This is a genomic window from Pedobacter polaris (assembly GCF_005116505.1).
Taxonomy (GTDB): Bacteria; Bacteroidota; Bacteroidia; order Sphingobacteriales; family Sphingobacteriaceae; genus Pedobacter; species Pedobacter polaris.
This window is the reverse complement of record NZ_SWBR01000002.1, coordinates 16,843-36,635: the sequence shown is the minus strand read 5'-3', so window position 1 is coordinate 36,635 and position 19,793 is coordinate 16,843. Positions and strand designations below refer to the sequence as shown.

General features: G+C 43.4%; 7 protein-coding genes. All 7 read right to left on the bottom strand.

The window, feature by feature from the left end:
- Positions 1-463: 463 nt before the first annotated feature.
- Positions 464-1,342, bottom strand: coding sequence for a PorP/SprF family type IX secretion system membrane protein (locus tag FA048_RS06570; protein ID WP_136839451.1), 879 nt, complete (start codon positions 1,340-1,342; stop codon positions 464-466).
- Positions 1,343-1,365: 23 nt separating this feature from the next.
- Positions 1,366-16,164 carry an MBG domain-containing protein gene (locus tag FA048_RS06565; protein WP_136839450.1) on the bottom strand — a complete coding sequence of 4,933 codons (14,799 nt, stop codon included), beginning with the start codon at positions 16,162-16,164 and terminating at the stop codon, positions 1,366-1,368.
- A 69-nt stretch (positions 16,165-16,233) separates the two neighbouring features.
- A complete protein-coding gene (locus tag FA048_RS06560; protein ID WP_136839449.1) occupies positions 16,234-16,767 on the bottom strand; it encodes a phage tail protein in 534 nt (177 codons plus the stop codon).
- A gap of 24 nt (positions 16,768-16,791) precedes the next feature.
- Positions 16,792-17,298, bottom strand: coding sequence for a phage tail protein (locus tag FA048_RS06555; protein ID WP_136839448.1), 507 nt, complete (start codon positions 17,296-17,298; stop codon positions 16,792-16,794).
- Positions 17,299-17,307: 9 nt separating this feature from the next.
- Entirely contained in the window at positions 17,308-17,886 is a 579-nt protein-coding gene (locus FA048_RS06550; protein WP_136839447.1) for a phage tail protein, read from the bottom strand.
- 247 nt (positions 17,887-18,133) lie between these two features.
- Entirely contained in the window at positions 18,134-19,066 is a 933-nt protein-coding gene (locus FA048_RS06545; RefSeq protein ID WP_205943444.1) for a helix-turn-helix domain-containing protein, read from the bottom strand.
- A gap of 341 nt (positions 19,067-19,407) precedes the next feature.
- Complete coding sequence (locus FA048_RS06540; protein WP_136839445.1) at positions 19,408-19,641, bottom strand: hypothetical protein; 234 nt, start codon at positions 19,639-19,641, stop codon at positions 19,408-19,410.
- Positions 19,642-19,793: the final 152 nt, after the last annotated feature.

Genomic DNA, 19,793 nt, shown 5'->3' with positions numbered 1-19,793 from the left:
GTTTATATATTAAGTTTGGTCAATGCTTAATAATATTCACCAAAATTGACTGGAAAGCCACGCGATAGTACGTTGTTGAGGACGTAACTTCTGACTTCCGTCTAATCTATTGGTTTATATCTGGTTGTTTAATATGTGATCAACATTATAAGATGTACACACATATATAGACCAAATATAATCACTAAAAGGATTTAGTCAAATATTTTATCATATTTTTTTAATAAATTTTTAATACTTTGTTAATACAATGTTTGATTACATTCTGAGGGATCGCAGACAAAAGAAATATAAACGAATAGACAGGAATATATCTGGGATGAATTCATACACCCTGCTATTGTTGGTAGCGTATTTTTAAACCGCAATTACCTAGGCGTCCTTGTATAAACAAACCCAAACAGACATAATTCGAACAAAATATGGGTTGAAATTGCTAGGAAATTAGTGAAAAAAACTACTATTAATTCTTTTTAAAACTATATACTAATCCTATTTCAAAGTTCCCACTCGAATAGTTTTTCAAAGCCGAAGTACCCGAAGTATACATCCCCAGAATGGCAAAATTGTTGTAGTTGAAGCCCATTCCAAAAGAAATGCTCTTGGTACTATGGTATATACTGGAAGCGTAAAATTTATTTGATGCCGTTGCAACATTCACTCCAGCATCAATTACGTCTTCATAGCCCCTCACTCCTCTAAAGCTCAATTTAGGTTCTATCATAAATGCCCTCGTTGTACTATCCGTCATAAACTTATAGCTCACTGCCGTATAGAAAGTATTCCAATTGGCCGTGTTGTATTGTTCCTTTTTCAAGAAATTTTTAAGGTTTGGAATCGCTCCCTGAATGGTTATTTTTCCTGTGGTATAGGCCATTCCAAAATCGCCATCCAGTACCGCGTCCCGTTCGTTGAAGCGCTGAGCAGCGATGTCGGATATCGAGCCGTTAATCTCTTCGGTTGCCAATCTTTCTGAAAGTGCACCAAGGGAAATCCCGAAGTGCAATTGATCGTTTTTTGCATTGAGCGGAAGATGGTAAGCATAGCTGCCCACTACCCGAGTACGCTTAAGTAACCCAGCCTTGTCGGCATACAGGCTTAGGCCAAGGCCAACCTTGTTCGATCTCCTATCAACTGTGATGTACTGGGCAGATGGAGATCCTGGAACTGCACTCCATTGCTGGTTGAGTCCGGCGTTCAAGTGAAGCCCCTCGTTCAAACCTGCCATGGCTGGATTACCAAGGTATTGGTTAAAGTAGAACGTTGCCCCCAGCGGCATTAGCTGTGCATTTGCAACAAACCCTGTCATCAATCCTACCACAAGTAATATATATATTTTCATTAATTGGTCCGTTATTCTAATTGCTATTCTTTCACTATTGTTATAAAACCTTTCTTGGCGTTGGTCTTTCCATCGCCAAATTCGACAATATAGTAGTAAGTGCCTTCTTCCAATGCCAATCCGTTAATTTTTCCATCCCAATCATTTTGATAGCTCTTCACTTTGTACAATGTTTTACCTCCACGGTCAAAAATGGTCATTGTATTGTTCGGATAGGCATCAATGTTCTTCACGGTGAAGAAATCGTTCACACCATCGCCATTGGGAGAAATAATATTAGTTGCCGATGGTGCTATTACTACTGATTGAAGATCTTCCTTTACCGTAAGGGCAATAGTTTGCGTGCTAGTTCTTCCGAACTGATTAGCTCCGGTAACCGTATAAATAGTATTTACCAAGGGCCTAACAGTAAGTACCGCTGTGTTCTGTGCGCCAATAACCCCATTTGCATTGCTCCATACATAAGTAGTGGCACCTGTGGCCGTTAGCTTCGCTGTTTCTCCCTTGCTGATACTAGTGCCAAGATCGCTTGTGATGGCAATTACTGGAACTGGGTTATCCAATATGCGAAGTGACTGTATCACCGGCACTGCTGCTGCATAATTTGCATCTCCAAACTGGCTTGCCGTTATATTCACTGTTCCGGCTTTTAAGATTTCAACTTGGTTACCGTTAACAATTCTCGCAATAGTTGGGTCGTTACTTGTATAAGTGATGGTTAACCCTGCACTTGATGTCGCATTCAATGTGAAAATAGCATCAGTTGACAGTTTATCACCCAATGCAGCAAAAGTAATCGATTGTGTATTGTTGATGATAGTTAACGTGCCATTTACGTAGTTAAAACTATAGTTGGTAGCCGCTGCTCCACTAACAATAATCGGATAATTGCCAACTGGCGATGAAATTACTGCAGTAGTGGTAAGTATTGGCAAAGTTGTTAACGTTGCCACATGCTCTGCACCTACAAAACCATTGTAGGTTGCCGTAAGTGTCGGATTGACCGTATTGAATAACCTCGATTGATTATCAGCAGTAATCGTTAACACTTTCTGAGAGATGGTAAAATTAGCGGGAATATAATTGATGGCATAATTGCTACCCGCTGTTATAGTTCCTATGTTGATGGCATAGATTCCAGCTCCATTACCAGTTGCCCTTGTTAATGCACCTGTAATTGCATCAGTTCCAATCAACGAACCCGCAGGAACCGTATAGGTTAAAACAGGATCAGCATCGCCATATGTTTTGGTTTTTGCATCTGCTGTAACCGTAATTTGTTTGGAACTGATGTCTGCTATAGCTACAGAAACAGATGATAGTTGATAATTACTTGCTCCTATACCTGCTAAAGTCATACCCGTTGAAGTTACGGTTTTTGCAGTTCCCGATTGGATATTATCAAAAATTGCAGTCCCTCCTATTAGCGTAACATTGCCCATATCAGTACTGAGTACTCCAATAAGCGATCTTGTTGTAATTATTGCTGAAACGGTACCATCATAGATTTTATTGGCAGCAGTAAAGGCTCCTGTTACCGGTTTTTGAAGCACCGTTAATACTTGATCAACATTTGATGCTGCAGCATAGTCAATATTACCAGCCTGATTTGCCGTAATTGTGGTCGTTCCAGCACCAACAATGGTTACAGTATTTCCAGAAACCTTTGCTACGAGCGGATTGGAACTGGTATAGCTAACGGCATTTCCAGACGCCCCGCCAGTAGAGGTTAAATTGAAATTGAAATCGCCAAACGTTTTGTTAGGCAATGGAGCAAACGTAATTGTCTGGGTAACCTTTCCGATCACCAACGTCCCGGTCGCATTTATCGCAGTATAATTATCATTTGTTAAACTAGCTACAACTGCATATGTCCCGGCATTGGTCGGAATAGTCGTACTTCCATCATAGGTGATGACAACCCCAGTCAGGTTTGCAGGGGTTGTTGTAGCGGTTACAGCCTTTGCAGTCCCGTCAAAGGTCTGCGTCAATCCTGTCAAACTTATAGTAGCTGTCGCCTTGTCAACCGAGAGAGCTACAGTTTTCGTTGCCGCTTCATAGTTCGAAGTCGAGGCAGCAGTTACTGACAAAGTATGTAATCCTGCACCAAGTATAGTACCTATCGATGGTGTATAGGTCAATGTCCCTTCTGCGGTTGCGTTCAACTGTATCCCACTTAATGCAGTTCCATAGGTGATGTTAGCTGGAGTATTCCAAGCAATGGTTTGTACTGCCTTATCGACCGTAATAGCGACCGTTTTAGTTGCAGCCTCATAGTTCGAAGTTGAGGCAGCAGTTACCGATAAGGTCTGTAACCCTGCACCAAGTATAGTACCTATCGCTGGTGTATAGGTCAACGTCCCATCTGCGGCTGCATTCAACTGTACCGCTGAAAGTGCAGTGCCGTAAGTGATATTAGCAGGTACATTCCAAACAATTGTCTGTGTAGCTTTATCAACAGTGATAGCGACCGTTTTGGTTGCGGCTTCATAGTTCGAAGTTGCGGCAGCGGTTACGCTTAACGTCTGTGCTCCCCCACCAAGGATAGTACCTAAGGCAGGTGTATAGGTCAATGCGCCCTCCGAAGTTGCATTTAACTGTACTGCTGAAAGTGCAGTGCCGTAAGTGATGTTAGCTGGGGCAGTCCAAACAATGGTTTGTGCAGCCTTGTCGACCATGATAGCTACCGTTTTCGTTGCAGCCTCATAATTTGAAGTCGCAGCAGCGGTAACAGATAAGGTATGTAATCCTGCACCCAGCACCGTCCCAAGTGCAGGTGTATAGGTCAATGTTCCTTCTGCAGTTGCATTCAATTGGGTAGCTGTTAAGGCAGTTCCATAGGTGATGTTGGCAGGGGCAGTCCAAACAATGGTTTGTGCGGCTTTATCAACCATAATTGATACCGTTTTGGTTGCAGCTTCATAGTTCGAAGTTGTGGCAGCGGTTACGCTTAATGTATGGGTTCCCCCACCCAGTACCGTTCCAAGTGCTGGTGTATATGTCAATATCCCATCTGCGGTTGCATTCAACTGTACCCCTGAAAGTGCAGTGCCGTAAGTGATATTAGCAGGTAAATTCCAAACAATCGTCTGTGCCACCTTGTCAACAGTGATAGCGATCGTTTTGGTTGCGGCTTCATGGTTAGCAGTTGCGGCAGCGGTTACGCTTAATGTATGTGCTCCCCCACCAAGGATAGTACCTAAGCCAGGTGTATAGGTCAATGTTCCCTCTGCGGTTGCATTCAACTGTACCCCTGAAAGTGCAGTGCCGTAAGTGATGTTAGCTGGGGCAGTCCAAACAATAGTCTGTGCAGCTTTATCAACCGTAATTGAAACCGTTTTGGTTGCAGCTTCATAGTTCGAAGTTGCAGCAGCGGTAACCAATAAGGTCTGTAATCCTGCACCCAGCACCGTTCCAAGTGCAGGCGTATAGGTCAATGTTCCCTCTGCAGTTGCATTCAATTGGGTAGCTGTTAAGGCAGTACCATAGGTGATGTTAGCTGGGGCAGTCCAGGTAATAGTCTGTGCAGCTTTGTCAACCGTAATTGATACCGTTTTGGTTGCAGCCTCATAATTTGAAGTCGCGGCAGCGGTTACGCTCAATGTATGGGTTCCCCCACCCAGTACCGCTCCAAGTGCCGGGGTATATGTCAATGTCCCCTCTGCGGTTGCGTTAAGTTGAGTTGCTGAAAGTGCGGTACCATAAGTGATGTTCGATGGTGCAGTCCAGGTAATAACCTGTGCAGCTTTTGATATAACCAACGTGCCGGTCGCATTTACCGCAGTATAATTATCATTTGTTAAGCTGGCTACCACTGCATATGTTCCAGCATTGGTCGGAACTACCGTACTTCCAGCGTAGGTGATGGCAACTCCAGTCAGGCTAGCCGGTACCGTAGTTGTACTAACCGGCTTTGCAGTCCCATCAAATGTCTGCGCCAGTCCAGACAAACTAATAGTAGCCGTTGCCTTGTCGACCGTCATAACTACCGTTTTCGTTGCTGCTTCATAGTTGGTAGTTGCGGCAGCTGTTATGGATAGTGTATGGCTTCCTGCACCAAGTATAGTGCCTAAAGCAGGTGTATAGGTCAGTGCGCCTTGTGCGGTTGCATTCAACTGTGTTCCACTTAATGCAGTACCATAGGTGATGTTAACGGGGGCGGACCAGGTAATAACCTGTGGAGCCTTGTCAACAGTAATTGATACCGTTTTGGTTGCAGCCTCATAATTTGAAGTCGAGGCAGCGGTTACACTCAATGTCTGGGCTCCTGCACCCAGCACTGTTCCAAGTGCAGGTGTATAGGTCAATGTTCCCTCTGCGGTTGCATTCAAATGTGCTGCACTTAATGCAGTTCCATAGGTGATGTTAGCTGGGGCAGTCCAGGTAATGATTTGTACAGCCTTGTCAACCGTAATTGATACCGTTTTGGTTGCAGCTTCATAGTTCGAAGTTGCGACAGCGGTTACGCTTAATGTCTGTGCTCCCCCACCAAGGATAGTACCTAAGGCAGGTGTATAGGTCAATGTCCCCTCTGCGGTTGCGTTCAACTGTATCCCACTTAATGCAGTTCCATAGGTGATGTTAGCTGGGGTTGTCCAAGCAATGGTTTGTACTGCCTTATCGACCGTAATAACGACCGTTTTAGTTGCAGCCTCATAGTTCGAAGTTGAGGCAGCGGTTACTGATAAGGTCTGTGTACCAGCACCAAGTATAGTGCCTATCGCTGGTATATAGATCAACGTCCCATCTGCGGTTGCATTCAACTGTGTTCCACTTAACGCAGTTCCATAGGTAATGTTAGTTGGGACATTCCAAGCAATAACCTGTGCAGCCTTGTCAATCGTAATTGATACCGTTTTGGTTGCAGCTTCATAGTTCGAAGTTGCAGCAGCGGTTACGCTCAATGTATGAGTTCCCCCACCAAGTACCGTTCCGATCGCCGGCGTATAGGTCAATGCGCCCTCCGCAGTTGCATTTAACTGTGCTGCTGAAAGTGCAGTGCCGTAAGTGATGTTAGCTGGGGCAGTCCAAACAATGGTTTGTGCAGCCTTGTCAACGGTAATTGATACCGTTTTGGTTGCAGCTTCATAGTTGGTAGTTGCAGCAGCTGTTACACTTAAAGTCTGTGCTCCTGCACCCAATGCCGTTCCAAGTGCCGGTGTATAGGTCAGTGTCCCCTCTGCAGTTGCATTCAATTGGGCAGCTGTTAAGGCAGTTCCATAGGTGATGTTAGCTGGGGCAGTCCATGTAATAACCTGTGCGGCTTTTGATATAACCAACGTGCCGGTCGCATTTACAGCAGTATAATTATCATTTGTTAAACTAGCTACAACCGCATATGTTCCAGCATTGACCGGAATGGCCGTACCTCCATCATACGTGATGGCAACCCCAGTCAGGTTTGCAGGAGCTGTTGTCGCGGTTACAGCCTTTGCAGTCCCATCAAAGGTCTGGGCCAATCCTGCCAAACTGATAGTAGCTGTAGCTTTATCAACCGTAATAGCGACCGTTTTCGTCGCCGCTTCATAGTTCGAAGTCGAGGCAGCGGTTACACTCAATGTTTGTGCTCCCGCACCCAATACCGTTCCAAGTGCAGGTGTATAGGTCAATGTTCCCTCTGCAGTTGCATTCAACTGTGTAGCTGAAAGTGCGGTGCCATAAGTGATGTTAGCTGGGGCATTCCAAGCAATGGTTTGTGCAGCCTTGTCAACCGTAATTGATACCGTTTTCGTTGCAGCCTCATAGTTCGAAGTCGCGGCAGCGGTTACACTCAATGTCTGGGCTCCTGCACCCAACACCGTTCCAAGTGCCGGTGTATAGGTCAGTGTCCCCTCTGCAGTTGCATTCAATTGGGTAGCTGTTAAAGCAGTTCCATATACGATGTTCGCAGGGGCAGTCCAAGCAATGGTTTGTGCAGCCTTGTCAACCGTAATTGATACCGTTCTGGTTGCAGATTCATAGTTCGAAGTTGCGGCAGCTGTTACACTTAAAGTCTGTGTTCCTGCACCCAATGCCGTTCCAAGTGCCGGTGTATAGGTCAGTGTCCCCTCTGCAGTTGCATTCAACTGTATCCCACTTAATGCAGTTCCATAGGTGATGTTAGCTGGGGCAGTCCAGGTAATAACCTGTGCAGCCTTGTCAACCGTAATTGATACCGTTTTGGTTGCAGCTTCATAGTTCGAAGTTGTGGCAGCGGTTACACTCAATGTTTGTGCTCCCGCACCCAATACCGTTCCAAGTGCAGGTGTATAGGTCAATGTTCCCTCTGCAGTTGCATTCAACTGTGTAGCTGAAAGTGCGGTGCCATAAGTGATGTTAGCAGGTACATTCCAAACAATTGTCTGTGTAGCTTTATCAACAGTGATAGCGACCGTTTTGGTTGCGGCTTCATAGTTCGAAGTTGCGGCAGCGGTTACGCTTAAAGTCTGTGCTCCCCCACCAAGGATAGTACCTAAGGCAGGTGTATAGGTCAATGCGCCCTCCGCAGTTGCATTTAACTGTGCTGCTGAAAGTGCAGTGCCGTAAGTGATGTTAGCTGGGGCAGTCCAAACAATGGTTTGTGCAGCCTTGTCGACCATGATAGCTACCGTTTTCGTTGCAGCCTCATAATTTGAAGTCGCAGCAGCGGTAACAGATAAGGTATGTAATCCTGCACCCAGCACCGTCCCAAGTGCAGGTGTATAGGTCAATGTTCCTTCTGCAGTTGCATTCAATTGTACCCCTGAAAGTGCAGTGCCGTAAGTGATATTAGCAGGTAAATTCCAAACAATCGTCTGTGCCGCCTTGTCAACAGTGATAGCGATCGTTTTGGTTGCGGCTTCATGGTTAGCAGTTGCGGCAGCGGTTACGCTTAATGTATGTGCTTCCCCACCAAGGATAGTACCTAAGGCAGGTGTATAGGTCAATGTTCCCTCTGCGGTTGCATTCAATTGGGTAGCTGTTAAAGCAGTTCCATAGGTGATGTTAGCTGGGGCAGTCCAGGTAATAACCTGTGCGGCTTTTGATATAACCAAAGTGCCGGTCGCATTTATCGCAGTGTAATTATCATTTGTTAAACTAGCTACAACTGCATATGTCCCGGCATTAGTCGGAATAGTCGTACTTCCATCGTAGGTGATGGCAACTCCAGTCAGGCTAGCAGGTGCTGTCGTTGCACTAACCGGCTTTGCAGTCCCGTCAAAGGTCTGCGCCAGTCCGGCCAAACTGATAATAGCTGCTGCCTTGTCAACAGTGATAACTACCGTTTTGGTAGCAGCTTCATAGTTTGAAGTTGCGGCAGCGGTTACGCTCAATGTATGGGTTCCCCCACCCAGTACCGTTCCAAGTGCCGGTATATATGTCAATGTCCCCTCTGCAGTTGCGTTAAGTTGAGTTGCTGAAAGTGCGGTACCATAAGTGATGTTAGCTGGTGCAGTCCAAACAATAGTCTGTGCTGCCTTGTCAACCGTGATAGCTACCGTTTTAGTTGCAACCTCATAATTTGAAGTCGAGGCAGCGGTTACACTCAATGTCTGGGCTCCTGCACCCAGCACCGTTCCAAGTGCAGGCGTATAGGTCAATGTTCCCTCTGCGGTTGCATTCAAATGTGCTGCACTTAATGCAGTTCCGTAAGTGATGTTAGCAGGGGCAGTCCAGGTAATAACCTGTGCAGCCTTGTCAACCGTAATTGATACTGTTTTGGTTGCAGCCTCATAATTCGAAGTTGCAGCAGCGGTTACGCTTAATGTATGGGTTCCCCCACCCAGTACCGTTCCAAGTGCAGGTGTATAGGTCAACGTCCCATCTGCGGTTGCATTCAAATGCGCAGCTGAAAGTGCAGTACCATAGGTAATGTTGGCAGGGGCAGTCCAGGTAATAACCTGTGCAGCCTTGTCAACCGTAATTGATACTGTTTTGGTTGCAGCTTCATAATTCGAAGTTGCAGCAGCAGTTACGCTTAACGTCTGTGCTCCCCCACCAAGGATAGTACCTAAGGCAGGTGTATAAGTCAATGTTCCATCTGCGGTTGCATTCAACTGTGTTGAACTTAATGCAGTACCATAGGTGATGTTAGTAGGAGCAGTCCAGGTAATAACCTGTGCAGCCTTGTCAACAGTAATTGATACCGTTTTGGTTGCAGCTTCATAGTTCGAAGTTGCGGCAGCGGTTACGATTAACGTCTGTGCTCCCCCACCAAGGATAGTACCTAAGGCAGGTGTATAGGTCAATGTTCCCTCTGCGGTTGCATTCAGCTGAGTAGCAGTTAAAGCAGTACCATATACGATGTTAGCCGGAGCAGTCCAGGTAATAACCTGTGCAGCCTTGTCAACCGTAATTGATACCGTTTTAGTTGCAGCCTCATAGTTGGTAGTTGCAGCAGCTGTTACACTTAAAGTCTGTGCTCCCCCACCGAGTACCGTTCCAAGTGCCGGGGTATATGTCAATGTTCCCTCTGCTGTTGCGTTAAGTTGAGTTGCTGAAAGTGTGGTACCATAAGTGATGTTCGATGGTGCAGTCCAGGTAATAACCTGTGCCGCTTTGCCAACTACTAATGCTCCAGTCGCATTTACTGCAGTATAATTATCATTTGTTAAGCTGGCTACAACTGCGTATGTTCCAGCATTGACCGGAATAGTCGTACTTCCATCATAGGTGATGGCAACCCCAGTGAGGTTTGCAGGGGCTGTTGTAGCGGTTACAGCCTTTGCAGTCCCATCAAAGGTCTGGGTCAATCCAGCCAAACTGAACGTAGCTGCTGCCTTATTCACTACCAAAGATTGTGTTACATCAACAGCTGCAAGATAATTACTATTACCTGCTTGCGAGGCAGTAATAGTCGTTGTTCCGGCCCCAACAATGGTCACTTCGTTTCCAATTATCGTGGCTACATTTGTATTTGAACTTACATAAGTAAGACTATTGTTAGATCCTCCACCAGTTGCGTTGAGATTAAACGGTATATCGTTATAGGTTTTATTAACCAGCGCGGCGAAGCTAATTACCTGACTTGCCTTGTTAATCGTTAGCGTTTGGCTAACTGTTGATGCCGCATCATGGTTTACATCACCGGCTTGATTGGCTAAAATGGTTACTGTGCCGGGAGCAACGATATGAATCTTGCCTGCTACGATGGTGGCAACATTTGTATCAGAACTAGAATAAGCAATTGCAATCCCTGTGTTGGTACTGGCTGCTCCTGGATCAAAATCGGCCGTACCGTATGTTGTGCTTGCTGTTGCAGCGAAGGTAATGGTTTGTGCGGCCCTTCTATTTATAGCAATGGTGTAGGTTTTGGTAGTTGATAGATCTTCTGCCGTAACAACAGTAGTAATGGTATTTAAACCCACAGCTAATGCAATTGCTGATGAAGCTGTGGCATTCGTAACCGTAGCCGTGTTTACTTTAATGCTTGCCGTAGTTTCTTCTAAAGTTGGTGTAACCTTTAAACTGTTAATTGCATTACTTACTGCAGCAGTATAACTGATACCTGTTCTAGTAAATGTGGGATCCAATACAACACCGTTATCAACAGTTAGGTTGGCTAAGTATGCATTTAGAGATGGTAAGGTTGCAAAGGATTGGATTGCACTCTTACCTTCACCCGAACTGTTTGTAGCTGAAAGTTGATAATAATAAGTCGTGTTGGTAGTTAAGCCTGTTAATGAAGTACTTACAGCCGTGGCTGGCATACTACTGGTAATCGAAGTATTTACGGGCGAAAATGCGGGTACACTGATTGGATTACTTAGGTCAGCATTTTTTGAAACCACAAAAGCTCCTGCAGTAATATTGCCCAATTTAGGATCAATTGTTCCATTTATGGTGGCAGCATAAGGCGTAATCCCAGTAGGTGCTGTTATTAATGGAACTGGTATTTCGGTTACATCTGAAACAGTAATTGGTTTACCAGTCAAATCAGCAAAGCCAGGCGCAGCGGTAATCCAGTCTGCTGCAGCTGCAATGTTATAGGTTGTACCATTTCTAGATAGTGTTCCGTTTTTGGTAAAAATTGCAGCTAGTGCAGTTTTATCACCAGTATTTACACTAACACTGAAAGTAGTAGCATTGGTAATTTCAACATTTGGAGAAGTTAAAACATGCGTTGCACCCCCCTCTCCTGTAATAGTGAATTTCGAAAGATTGATATCGGCTCCTCCAGTATTAGCTTTGAAATAGGTTCCAGTTACAGTTAATATGCCAGAAATACCGTTATAGGTTGCACTAGTAATATTGCGGTTAGCGGGGTCAACCATTAAATTAAAATTGGTAGCGATGGTTGCAGTTCCGTCGTTCGCAATTACTTCAATGGCCAACATACCCACATCTGAACCATTTGGCGTACCACTAAAACTCCTTGTAGCATTTGTGAAGGTTAACCAGGTTGGTAAGGAGGTTCCCCCTACTAAACGAGCAGTGTAAGTTAAAGAGTTATCGATATCGTTAAACGTATTTGCGGCAAAAGCAAAGTTAAACGTAAAAGTTGCTGTGGCTAATTGCGGCAGAATGATATTCGCTACTGTAGGTAGGTCGTTTACTGCCGTGATGTTAATTGTGCTAGCGATAATGTTGCTATTTGTTTCGCCATCATTTATAACGTAAGAAATTGTTCTAGGTAGTACTGATGGATTGTCTGAAGAATTAGCATACAGTACCGCACGTAGTGCAAGCTGCCATTGTGCTAAAGTTGCCGTGCTCCCAGACGAAGTTAAGGTCATTACACCTGTGGTGGTATTGAAACTTCCCAATACATTGCCCATAGTGGCGGGATTGTTGGTAAATGAAAGTACATCCTGTCCGTTGCTAAAATTGCCAGTTATCGAAACTACTGCTGTAGAGAGCGCAGCGTGGTCTACATCTGAAACTGCAATGCTGTTATTGATAGCAATTGCCGCAGCGTTTTCAGTGTAGTTTACTGTTGCACTTCCTGCTAAAACAGGTGCATCATTTACAGCAGTGATATTGATTGTACTCGTAATCGTATTGCTATTTACAGCACCATCGCTTACCAAAAAGTCGACAGTTCTTGCTAATGTGGAAGGAGTTTCTGAGCTGTTCGAATAAAGTACAGCACGAAGGGCCGACTGCCATTGTGCTAAAGTTGCCGTGTTTCCAGACGAAGTTAAGGTCATCACACCAGTGGTGGTATTGAAACTTCCCAATACATTGCCCATGGTGGCGGGATTGTTTGTAAATGACAATAGGTCTTGGCCATTCTGGTAATTTCCGGAAATGGAAACTGAAGCCGATGACAGTGCGGTATGGTCCAGGTCAGAGACCGTGATGCCCGTATTGATGGCAGTAGCAGCAGCATTTTCGCTATAGGTAAGTGTACTTCCGGTAGATAGAACTGGCGCATCGTTTGTGGCCGATATGTTAATTGTACTCGTAATCGTATTGCTATTTACAGCACCATCGCTTATTAAAAAGCCGACAGTCCTTGCTAATGTGGAAGGAGTTTCTGAGCTGTTCGAATAAAGTACAGCACGAAGGACGGACTGCCATTGTGCTAAAGTTGCCGTGCTCCCAGACGAAGTTAAGGTCATTACACCAGTGGTCGTATTGAAACTTCCCAATACGTTGCCCATGGTGGCGGGATTGTTGGTAAATGAAAGTACATCCTGTCCGTTGCTAAAATTGCCAGTTATCGAAACTACTGCAGTAGATAGTGTAGCATGGTCTACATCTGAAACTGTAATGTTGCTATTGATAGCAAGTGCCGCAGCGTTTTCAGTGTAGTTTACTGTTGCACTTCCTGCTAAAACAGGTGCATCATTTACAGCGGTGATATTGATGGTACTTGTAACCGTATTGCTGTTTAGTGAACCATCGCTTACCGTAAAGTCGACAGTCCTTGCTAATGTGGAAGGAGTTTCTGAGCTATTCGAATAAAGTACAGCACGAAGGGCCGACTGCCATTGTGCTAAAGTTGCCGTGTTTCCAGACGAAGTTAAGGTCATCACACCAGTGGTGGTATTGAAACTTCCCAATACGTTGCCCATGGTGGCAGGATTGTTGGTAAATGACAATAGGTCTTGGCCATTCTGGTAATTCCCAGAAATAGAAACTGAAGCCGATGGCAACGTGGCATGGTCCAGGTCAGAGACCGTGATACCTGTATTGATCGCAGTGGCAGCAGCATTTTCGGTATAGGTAAGTGTACTTCCGGTAGCTAGAACTGGCGCATCGTTTATAGAAGTACTCACTACGGTTGTCGTATTATTGGTAACTGCAGATGCTACACCATCATTTACCGAAATCGTGAATGTAGTTGTTTCAGTGCTTCCAACGGCAACCCTATTTGGCGTTGGCGTAAATACCAGCCCCCGAATTGCTGTTTGCGCATTCGCAGCATTACCAGAATAGGTATAGATGCCACTACCTGCATTTGTAAATCCATTAAGTGTGGTAAAACTTCCTTTTGCCGCTACATCTAAAGTTACACTTATACTCTGCGTTTGTGCAGTCTCTGCATCAGTAATGGTAACAGTTGAGAATGGCAATACCGTTGTTTTATCGGTTACGGCCTGTCCTGCTGCCATACCACCAATAACTGGTGGCGAGTTTAGCGATTGTGTACCTACTGGGGAATTTGCACTAGCACCAGATGCGTTGACAGCACGAACTCTAAATGAGTAATTTCCTGAAGCAAGACCTGTAACCGCCTGAGAAGTCGTATTTACAGTTAAATCTGAATAACCTACAACGTTACTCGAAAACCCATCAGTAGAAACATCCAATCGGTAACTTGCAGCTCCGGTAACTGCTGACCAATTAACTGTAAAACCGCTTGTTGTTACACCCGAAGCTGTTGGTGTTGTTGGGGTTGCGGGAAGTGTAATTACGCTACTTACAGTTGAGTATGCGCTGTTACCAGCTGCATTTACAGCTCTTACTCTGTAATAATAAGTTGTACCTTCAGTTAAGCCCGTAATGGATTGAGATGTTCCAGTAACTGAAAGATTGTTATATCCAGATACAAAGCTGGCAAAGTTATTTACTGTAGATACATCAAGTTGATAGCTGGCAGCTCCTGTAACCGCAGTCCAATTCGCAGTAAAACCTGTAGCAGTTATTACTGAAGCAGTAGGGGTTGATGGGGTTGTTGGCAAAGTGATTTGACTAGCAGTGGTCGAATTTCCACTAGTTCCGGCACTGTTAAGCGCCCTCACTCGGAAGTAATAAGTTGTACCTGCCGATAAAGCACTCACCGATTGCGAAGTTCCAGCTACAGTAAGATCATTGTAAGAACCAAGAATAGAAGCAAAACCATTATCAGTTGCTACATCTAAACGATAAGAGGTTGCACCAGTAACGGCAGTCCAAGAAACCGTAAAACCCGTTGTAGTAATTGTAGACGCTATCGGTATAGTGGGATTTGCGGTAAGGGTGAGCTGGTTACCAGCAGTAGAACTTGCTCCTGCACCTCCTGCATTAACAGCACGTATTCTATAATAGTAGGTCGTATTTGCGGTTAAGCCAGTAACAACCTGAGAAGTGGCGTTTACTGTAAGATCATTATAAGAACCAAGAATAGCAGCAAAACCATTATCAGTAGCTACGTCAAGCCGATAGCTTGTTGCGCCAGTAACAGTAGACCATGATATGGTAAACCCTCCACTACCAATCACAGATGCTGTTGGAGTGCTTGGCGCTACTGGAGTAGTAATCTGGCTGCCTGTTGTTGAGTTTGAACTTGTACCTGTTGCATTAACTGCACGTAACCTAAAATAGTAGGTTGTATTGGCCGTTAAACCAGTAATTGCTTGGGAAGTGCTATTTACTGTAAGATTATTGTAAGAACCAAGAATGGAGGTAAAGCCATTATCTGTAGCTATATCGAGTCGATAGCTTGCTGCTCCTGTTACAGCGCTCCAATTTAAAGTATAACCATTAGCTCCATTTGCCGAAACAGTAGGTGTTGCAGGGGTAGATGGTAGTGTTAAAAAGCTTTGTGTTTCCCCAACTGCTGTGCCAGCACTATTGGTACCCTCTAATCTATAATAATAAGTTGTTCCGCCTAATAAAGTAGGGCCTGCAGTAAGTGAGGTTGCCGCTGCATTTATAGCTAATGATGTAGTTGATGTGTTTATCGTACTACTGCCAGAAAGGTTGGAAGCAGTACTGTAACGAAAAAGAATACCACTTGTTGCTACGCTGGTTGAGTAAAGCGCACCGTTAAAAGTAGCCGACGAAGAACTCACACTTGTAGCGGTATTCGTAACGGCAACAGGTACGATAACTGGAGGAGCATTAGAATTATGTACAATAAAATTGTTGGGATTATTTGCATTTACAGGGATCCTCCCAGTAACTGTTCCTGGAACTGGGGGCACAAAATTTACGGGAGTATTTTCAGGGCTAACCGAAAATTCAGTTGTAGTCCAAGGTGGTGTTGCAGTAGAAACAATTGTCCATGAAGATCCAGCATAATTATAAATACTTAGATCGTTCCGTAGATAAAAAGCATTTGGAAATTGATTGTCTAAAATAGTTCCCCCTAAAAACACATAAAGATTTGCTGCATTCCTGAGCTGTGGAGCCATCAGGCTGTAAACTGCACCGTTTTGTGCGCTTATAAATTTTAAAGTACCATAAATATAAATGGCTGGTTGAAACCAATCGTCATTACCACCATTTCCATAGGCTGTGGTAAATACAACTGTTATACCAGAAGGAATAATAGCTATATCTCCAGTAGTGGGAACTACTCCGCCGGACCAGGTAGATCCTGTTCTGAAATCTCCATTATTTACCGTAGCAATAATTACAACTGCAGAAGCCATACTGCTAAATACGCTTATGAATAGAATTGTAAATAAAATGCGTTGTAGTAGTCTTTTCATATCAGTTGGTAGAGGCTATATAATGGCCAGACAAGCCATAATTAACCGGTAAATATTACCGGTTAATGATTATGATTTTGTGGGATATTCGCCATTTATACATATCCCAAAGCACAAAGATAAAGCAGGCTGCATTACCGAAACTGGATTGCCGTTAAAACCAACGGTAGTTAACGTACCCGGATCTAAGCTTCCAGTTGGCGTACTACCACTCACGTATTTATTTTTTGATGTCCTTGAATTAAGGTAGCTCCCAGTATAGGCATTAGCTGGAGAAACATCTGATACGATGGAAAGTGTACCGTTTAAGGTATGGGTATGTGGTGGCATGGTGTCCTCAGTAATAATGTAGTTGCTTTGTTGGCTCGTGCCGCCAAGCTTGCGCTCGGATAATCCAGGACCTGTTCCTACGCCTATCGGTAGTTGTCCCTGTAAATTTGGCAAGTTAAAACTATTCTTCCCATCGCCACCATAAGTAATTCCTATTATCGCAAAAAGCTTTGGATAAGCCCTTACACTTAGTGCTTGGCCATTACACATTGCCCAATCCATAGGGGCAAAAGTATTCGCAAAAATTCTTATTTCTCCTGTATATCCGTCCATGTTTTTTTTTCTAAAGTTTATAAATTATGGTTTTGATGGAAATATACCATCTGTGCAAATGCAGAACATAATGCCGCTATAGGGTTGCATATTGCTTACTGGTGAACTAATACCCGTATTACCTACAGAAGACCCCGCTAATATCGACTCCGAGGGATTTTTTGGCGAAACGGCAAAATTTTTATCACCCATCATCGTCAGAAGATTCCCCGCGGCAACCGGACTATTGGCCACTGCATTTGAAACCATCACAATATGTGTATGTGGCGGCATTTGTTCAAACTTAAGGGTTGCCCCATTAAAACCTGATGGCGTTCCCTGAGGGAAAGATGCGTTAAAATGCATTGGGGCACGACCACGCAGATCTGGCAAAGCAAATGTAGTTGATCCATTACCTCCATACTGGGTACCTAGCAATGAAAACAAAAGTTTATTCTGGCCTATTTGCAAAATTTGCCCATCACAGGCTGCCCATCCTTTTTGTATCGATCCGAATCCAAAAAGTCTTATTTCTCCTAAATATGGTTCCATTTATTTGTCTTAATTAAATGAAGGCATTATACCTGTTGTAGCAATAATAAAATTAATTGTAGTAAATGGTTGCATAATGGGTAGCGGTCCATTTTTACCTGGTGAAAATGATATGCTTCCGGCCTGCATCGCTACTGGCGTCGGAAATTCGTCAGCTGGCGGCGGATCTGGCAAAGGATCTGGCTTTGGAAGTGGCTTATACATTGATACGTAACCCGGGGAAGCAGCATCTGATATCGCCATCATTTTACCTGCAGGATCAGCGTCTGTACCTTGCATCTGTAACACCTTAAGACCGTGGGTGTGCGTAGGAAGATTATCTGCAGTTAAGGTTACTGTCTCTTTCCCGCCCAGTTCACCCAGCTTAACTGGCGCAATCGCTGGTGCAGTGCCAACATGTAGTGGTACACGTCCACGCAAGTCTGGCACACCAAAGGTCTCCATGCCATCGCCACCATAGGTACTGCCCAATACCAACGCGAGCATATCATATTGATACACATCTAATATTGATCCATCGCAAATTACCCAACCAGCAGGGGCAAAATTCCCGGCGAACATTCGGATTTCTCCAATTGTAGTTTCCATAAATTTATTTTGTTTGTTTGGTTAAGAGGTTGAATTTTAGTTAATTTAATCCGCCACCAAGATACCTAATCTATCATAAATCAACGGTTTACGATTCCGTGTTTTTGTCCTTAGTTATAAACCTACACAAAAAAACAGGGTAGATTAGAGCGGAAAGTTGTACTTAATAAAGAGCGATAGGAATTAGGATTAGGCCGGTAAGGACTTAGAAATAATGCAATTTGCTTAGTGGATGCGTATTTAAAAGCTATTGACAGCTATTGACTCTTTCAACTGATCCAACCAAACTTTTCGAATAATCAACTGGGCTCATTCCTACCACTTTGTTAAAAGCATTGTAAAATGCACTTCTAGAAGAAAAACCCGCATTATTGGCTAAAGTTTCGATGGTATAATATTGTAAAGAACCTGGAATTGCAATCTGTTCTTTAATATAATTGATACGGTAGAAGTTTACAAAATCCATAAATTTTTGCTCGAACTGGTTGTTGAGTAGAGCCGATAATTTATGTGTCGAAAAATTAAGATGCTTAGCTAAACTGTATAAACTAATTTCTTTATCCTTAAATAGCTGGTTTTCTACCATGCACTTTTCGATAGCGATACAAAGTTCTTCGGTTTCCCTATCCTTAAAAAATTTTGATGCATATTGCTTTTTAATCTTGATCAACGTAAACGGTTTCATGTCCAATAACGATGCAATATGTTCTAAAGGTAGTCGCTCCATATAACCTGGCTTCGTCTGCGTAAAGTACAAAAAACGTTCTTTCGCGCTTCCAACCCTTACAATATGCGTACGTTCTTGTGCATCTGTATAATATTTTTCTATCATTACCCTAAATAAAAAATTCAAGTCAAACTGGGTCAAAAAAAGTCGTTTTAACACATCGTTATGTATAGCGATTAACGAACAATCTTCAATAGCACTAATTTCTTCCTTTGAAACATTTGTACCATAAAGACCTGAAATAGAACTTACAAATTCGTTCTCTATCGACATATAGGTTACAATTTTCTTTTTATTGTATACAGTACGTCCCATTAATGCTCCCTTAAGAATGAAATACATGTAATGGCAGTATCCGTTTTCTTCAACCAAAACCTCATCTTTTTTAACCTGGAAAGAGACCAGATGTTGACTGATTTCATCTTTCAGCAATTCGCTGATCGGATACATCATATTCAAAAGGTGAATAAGATAATCTATCTTAGCTTGACTCGCCTTTTTAGAGATTGGATGAGGCATGATTAGGATGTGATTGTTGAGCAATTAATGGATGTTAACCGTAAATCTCTGAAAATAATCTGAAATATGCTATCGAATTTAACTGAAAATTTATTTGATGGAAAAAATCGTACCCTTAAGTCAAAATATATGCTTTTTCCAAATAACTGTACTTGATTATTAGAGGAGCTAATAAAATATTTTCTGCATTGGTTGCTATTTCATCAACCTTCACTTCGGTGTTAACTTTCGTCCATGTGATTTTAATGCATTTAATATAGCTGCTCTGGTTTGTGCTACTTTATCTGAATTGATAGATTTTTCAATAATGCTATCGCATCCTTAGGTTGGGCCAATTCAGCTATAGCCATTGGACGTGCAAACTCGACATTAAATGGATATTTTTTGTAGAAAAATTCCAGCTTTTCAAGTTCTATTGGCCGCGTACTTTTTGGCGCTACAGCTTGCGGACGGATCTTAAAACCTACCAATACATTTTTTATGGTAGCCACTTCGCCAAGCGCAACCACATAACTCAACTATTAGGTATATCCAATCATAACACTTATGTTACGAAATATTTCGTACTTAATGCAACTTTCTGCATTTTGTGCCGTCTACTATCTAAACCCAAATTAAATAATCAAAAAAAACGGATATAACCCTTATGAAATTTTTACTT

Coding starts and splice junctions, on each gene's coding strand:
- FA048_RS06560 (WP_136839449.1), bottom strand. CDS start 16,767: ATGGACGGATATACAGGAGAAATAAGAATTTTTGCGAATACTTTTGCC.
- FA048_RS06545 (WP_205943444.1), bottom strand. CDS start 19,066: ATGATGTATCCGATCAGCGAATTGCTGAAAGATGAAATCAGTCAACAT.
- FA048_RS06570 (WP_136839451.1), bottom strand. CDS start 1,342: ATGAAAATATATATATTACTTGTGGTAGGATTGATGACAGGGTTTGTT.
- FA048_RS06555 (WP_136839448.1), bottom strand. CDS start 17,298: ATGGAACCATATTTAGGAGAAATAAGACTTTTTGGATTCGGATCGATA.
- FA048_RS06565 (WP_136839450.1), bottom strand. CDS start 16,164: ATGAAAAGACTACTACAACGCATTTTATTTACAATTCTATTCATAAGC.
- FA048_RS06550 (WP_136839447.1), bottom strand. CDS start 17,886: ATGGAAACTACAATTGGAGAAATCCGAATGTTCGCCGGGAATTTTGCC.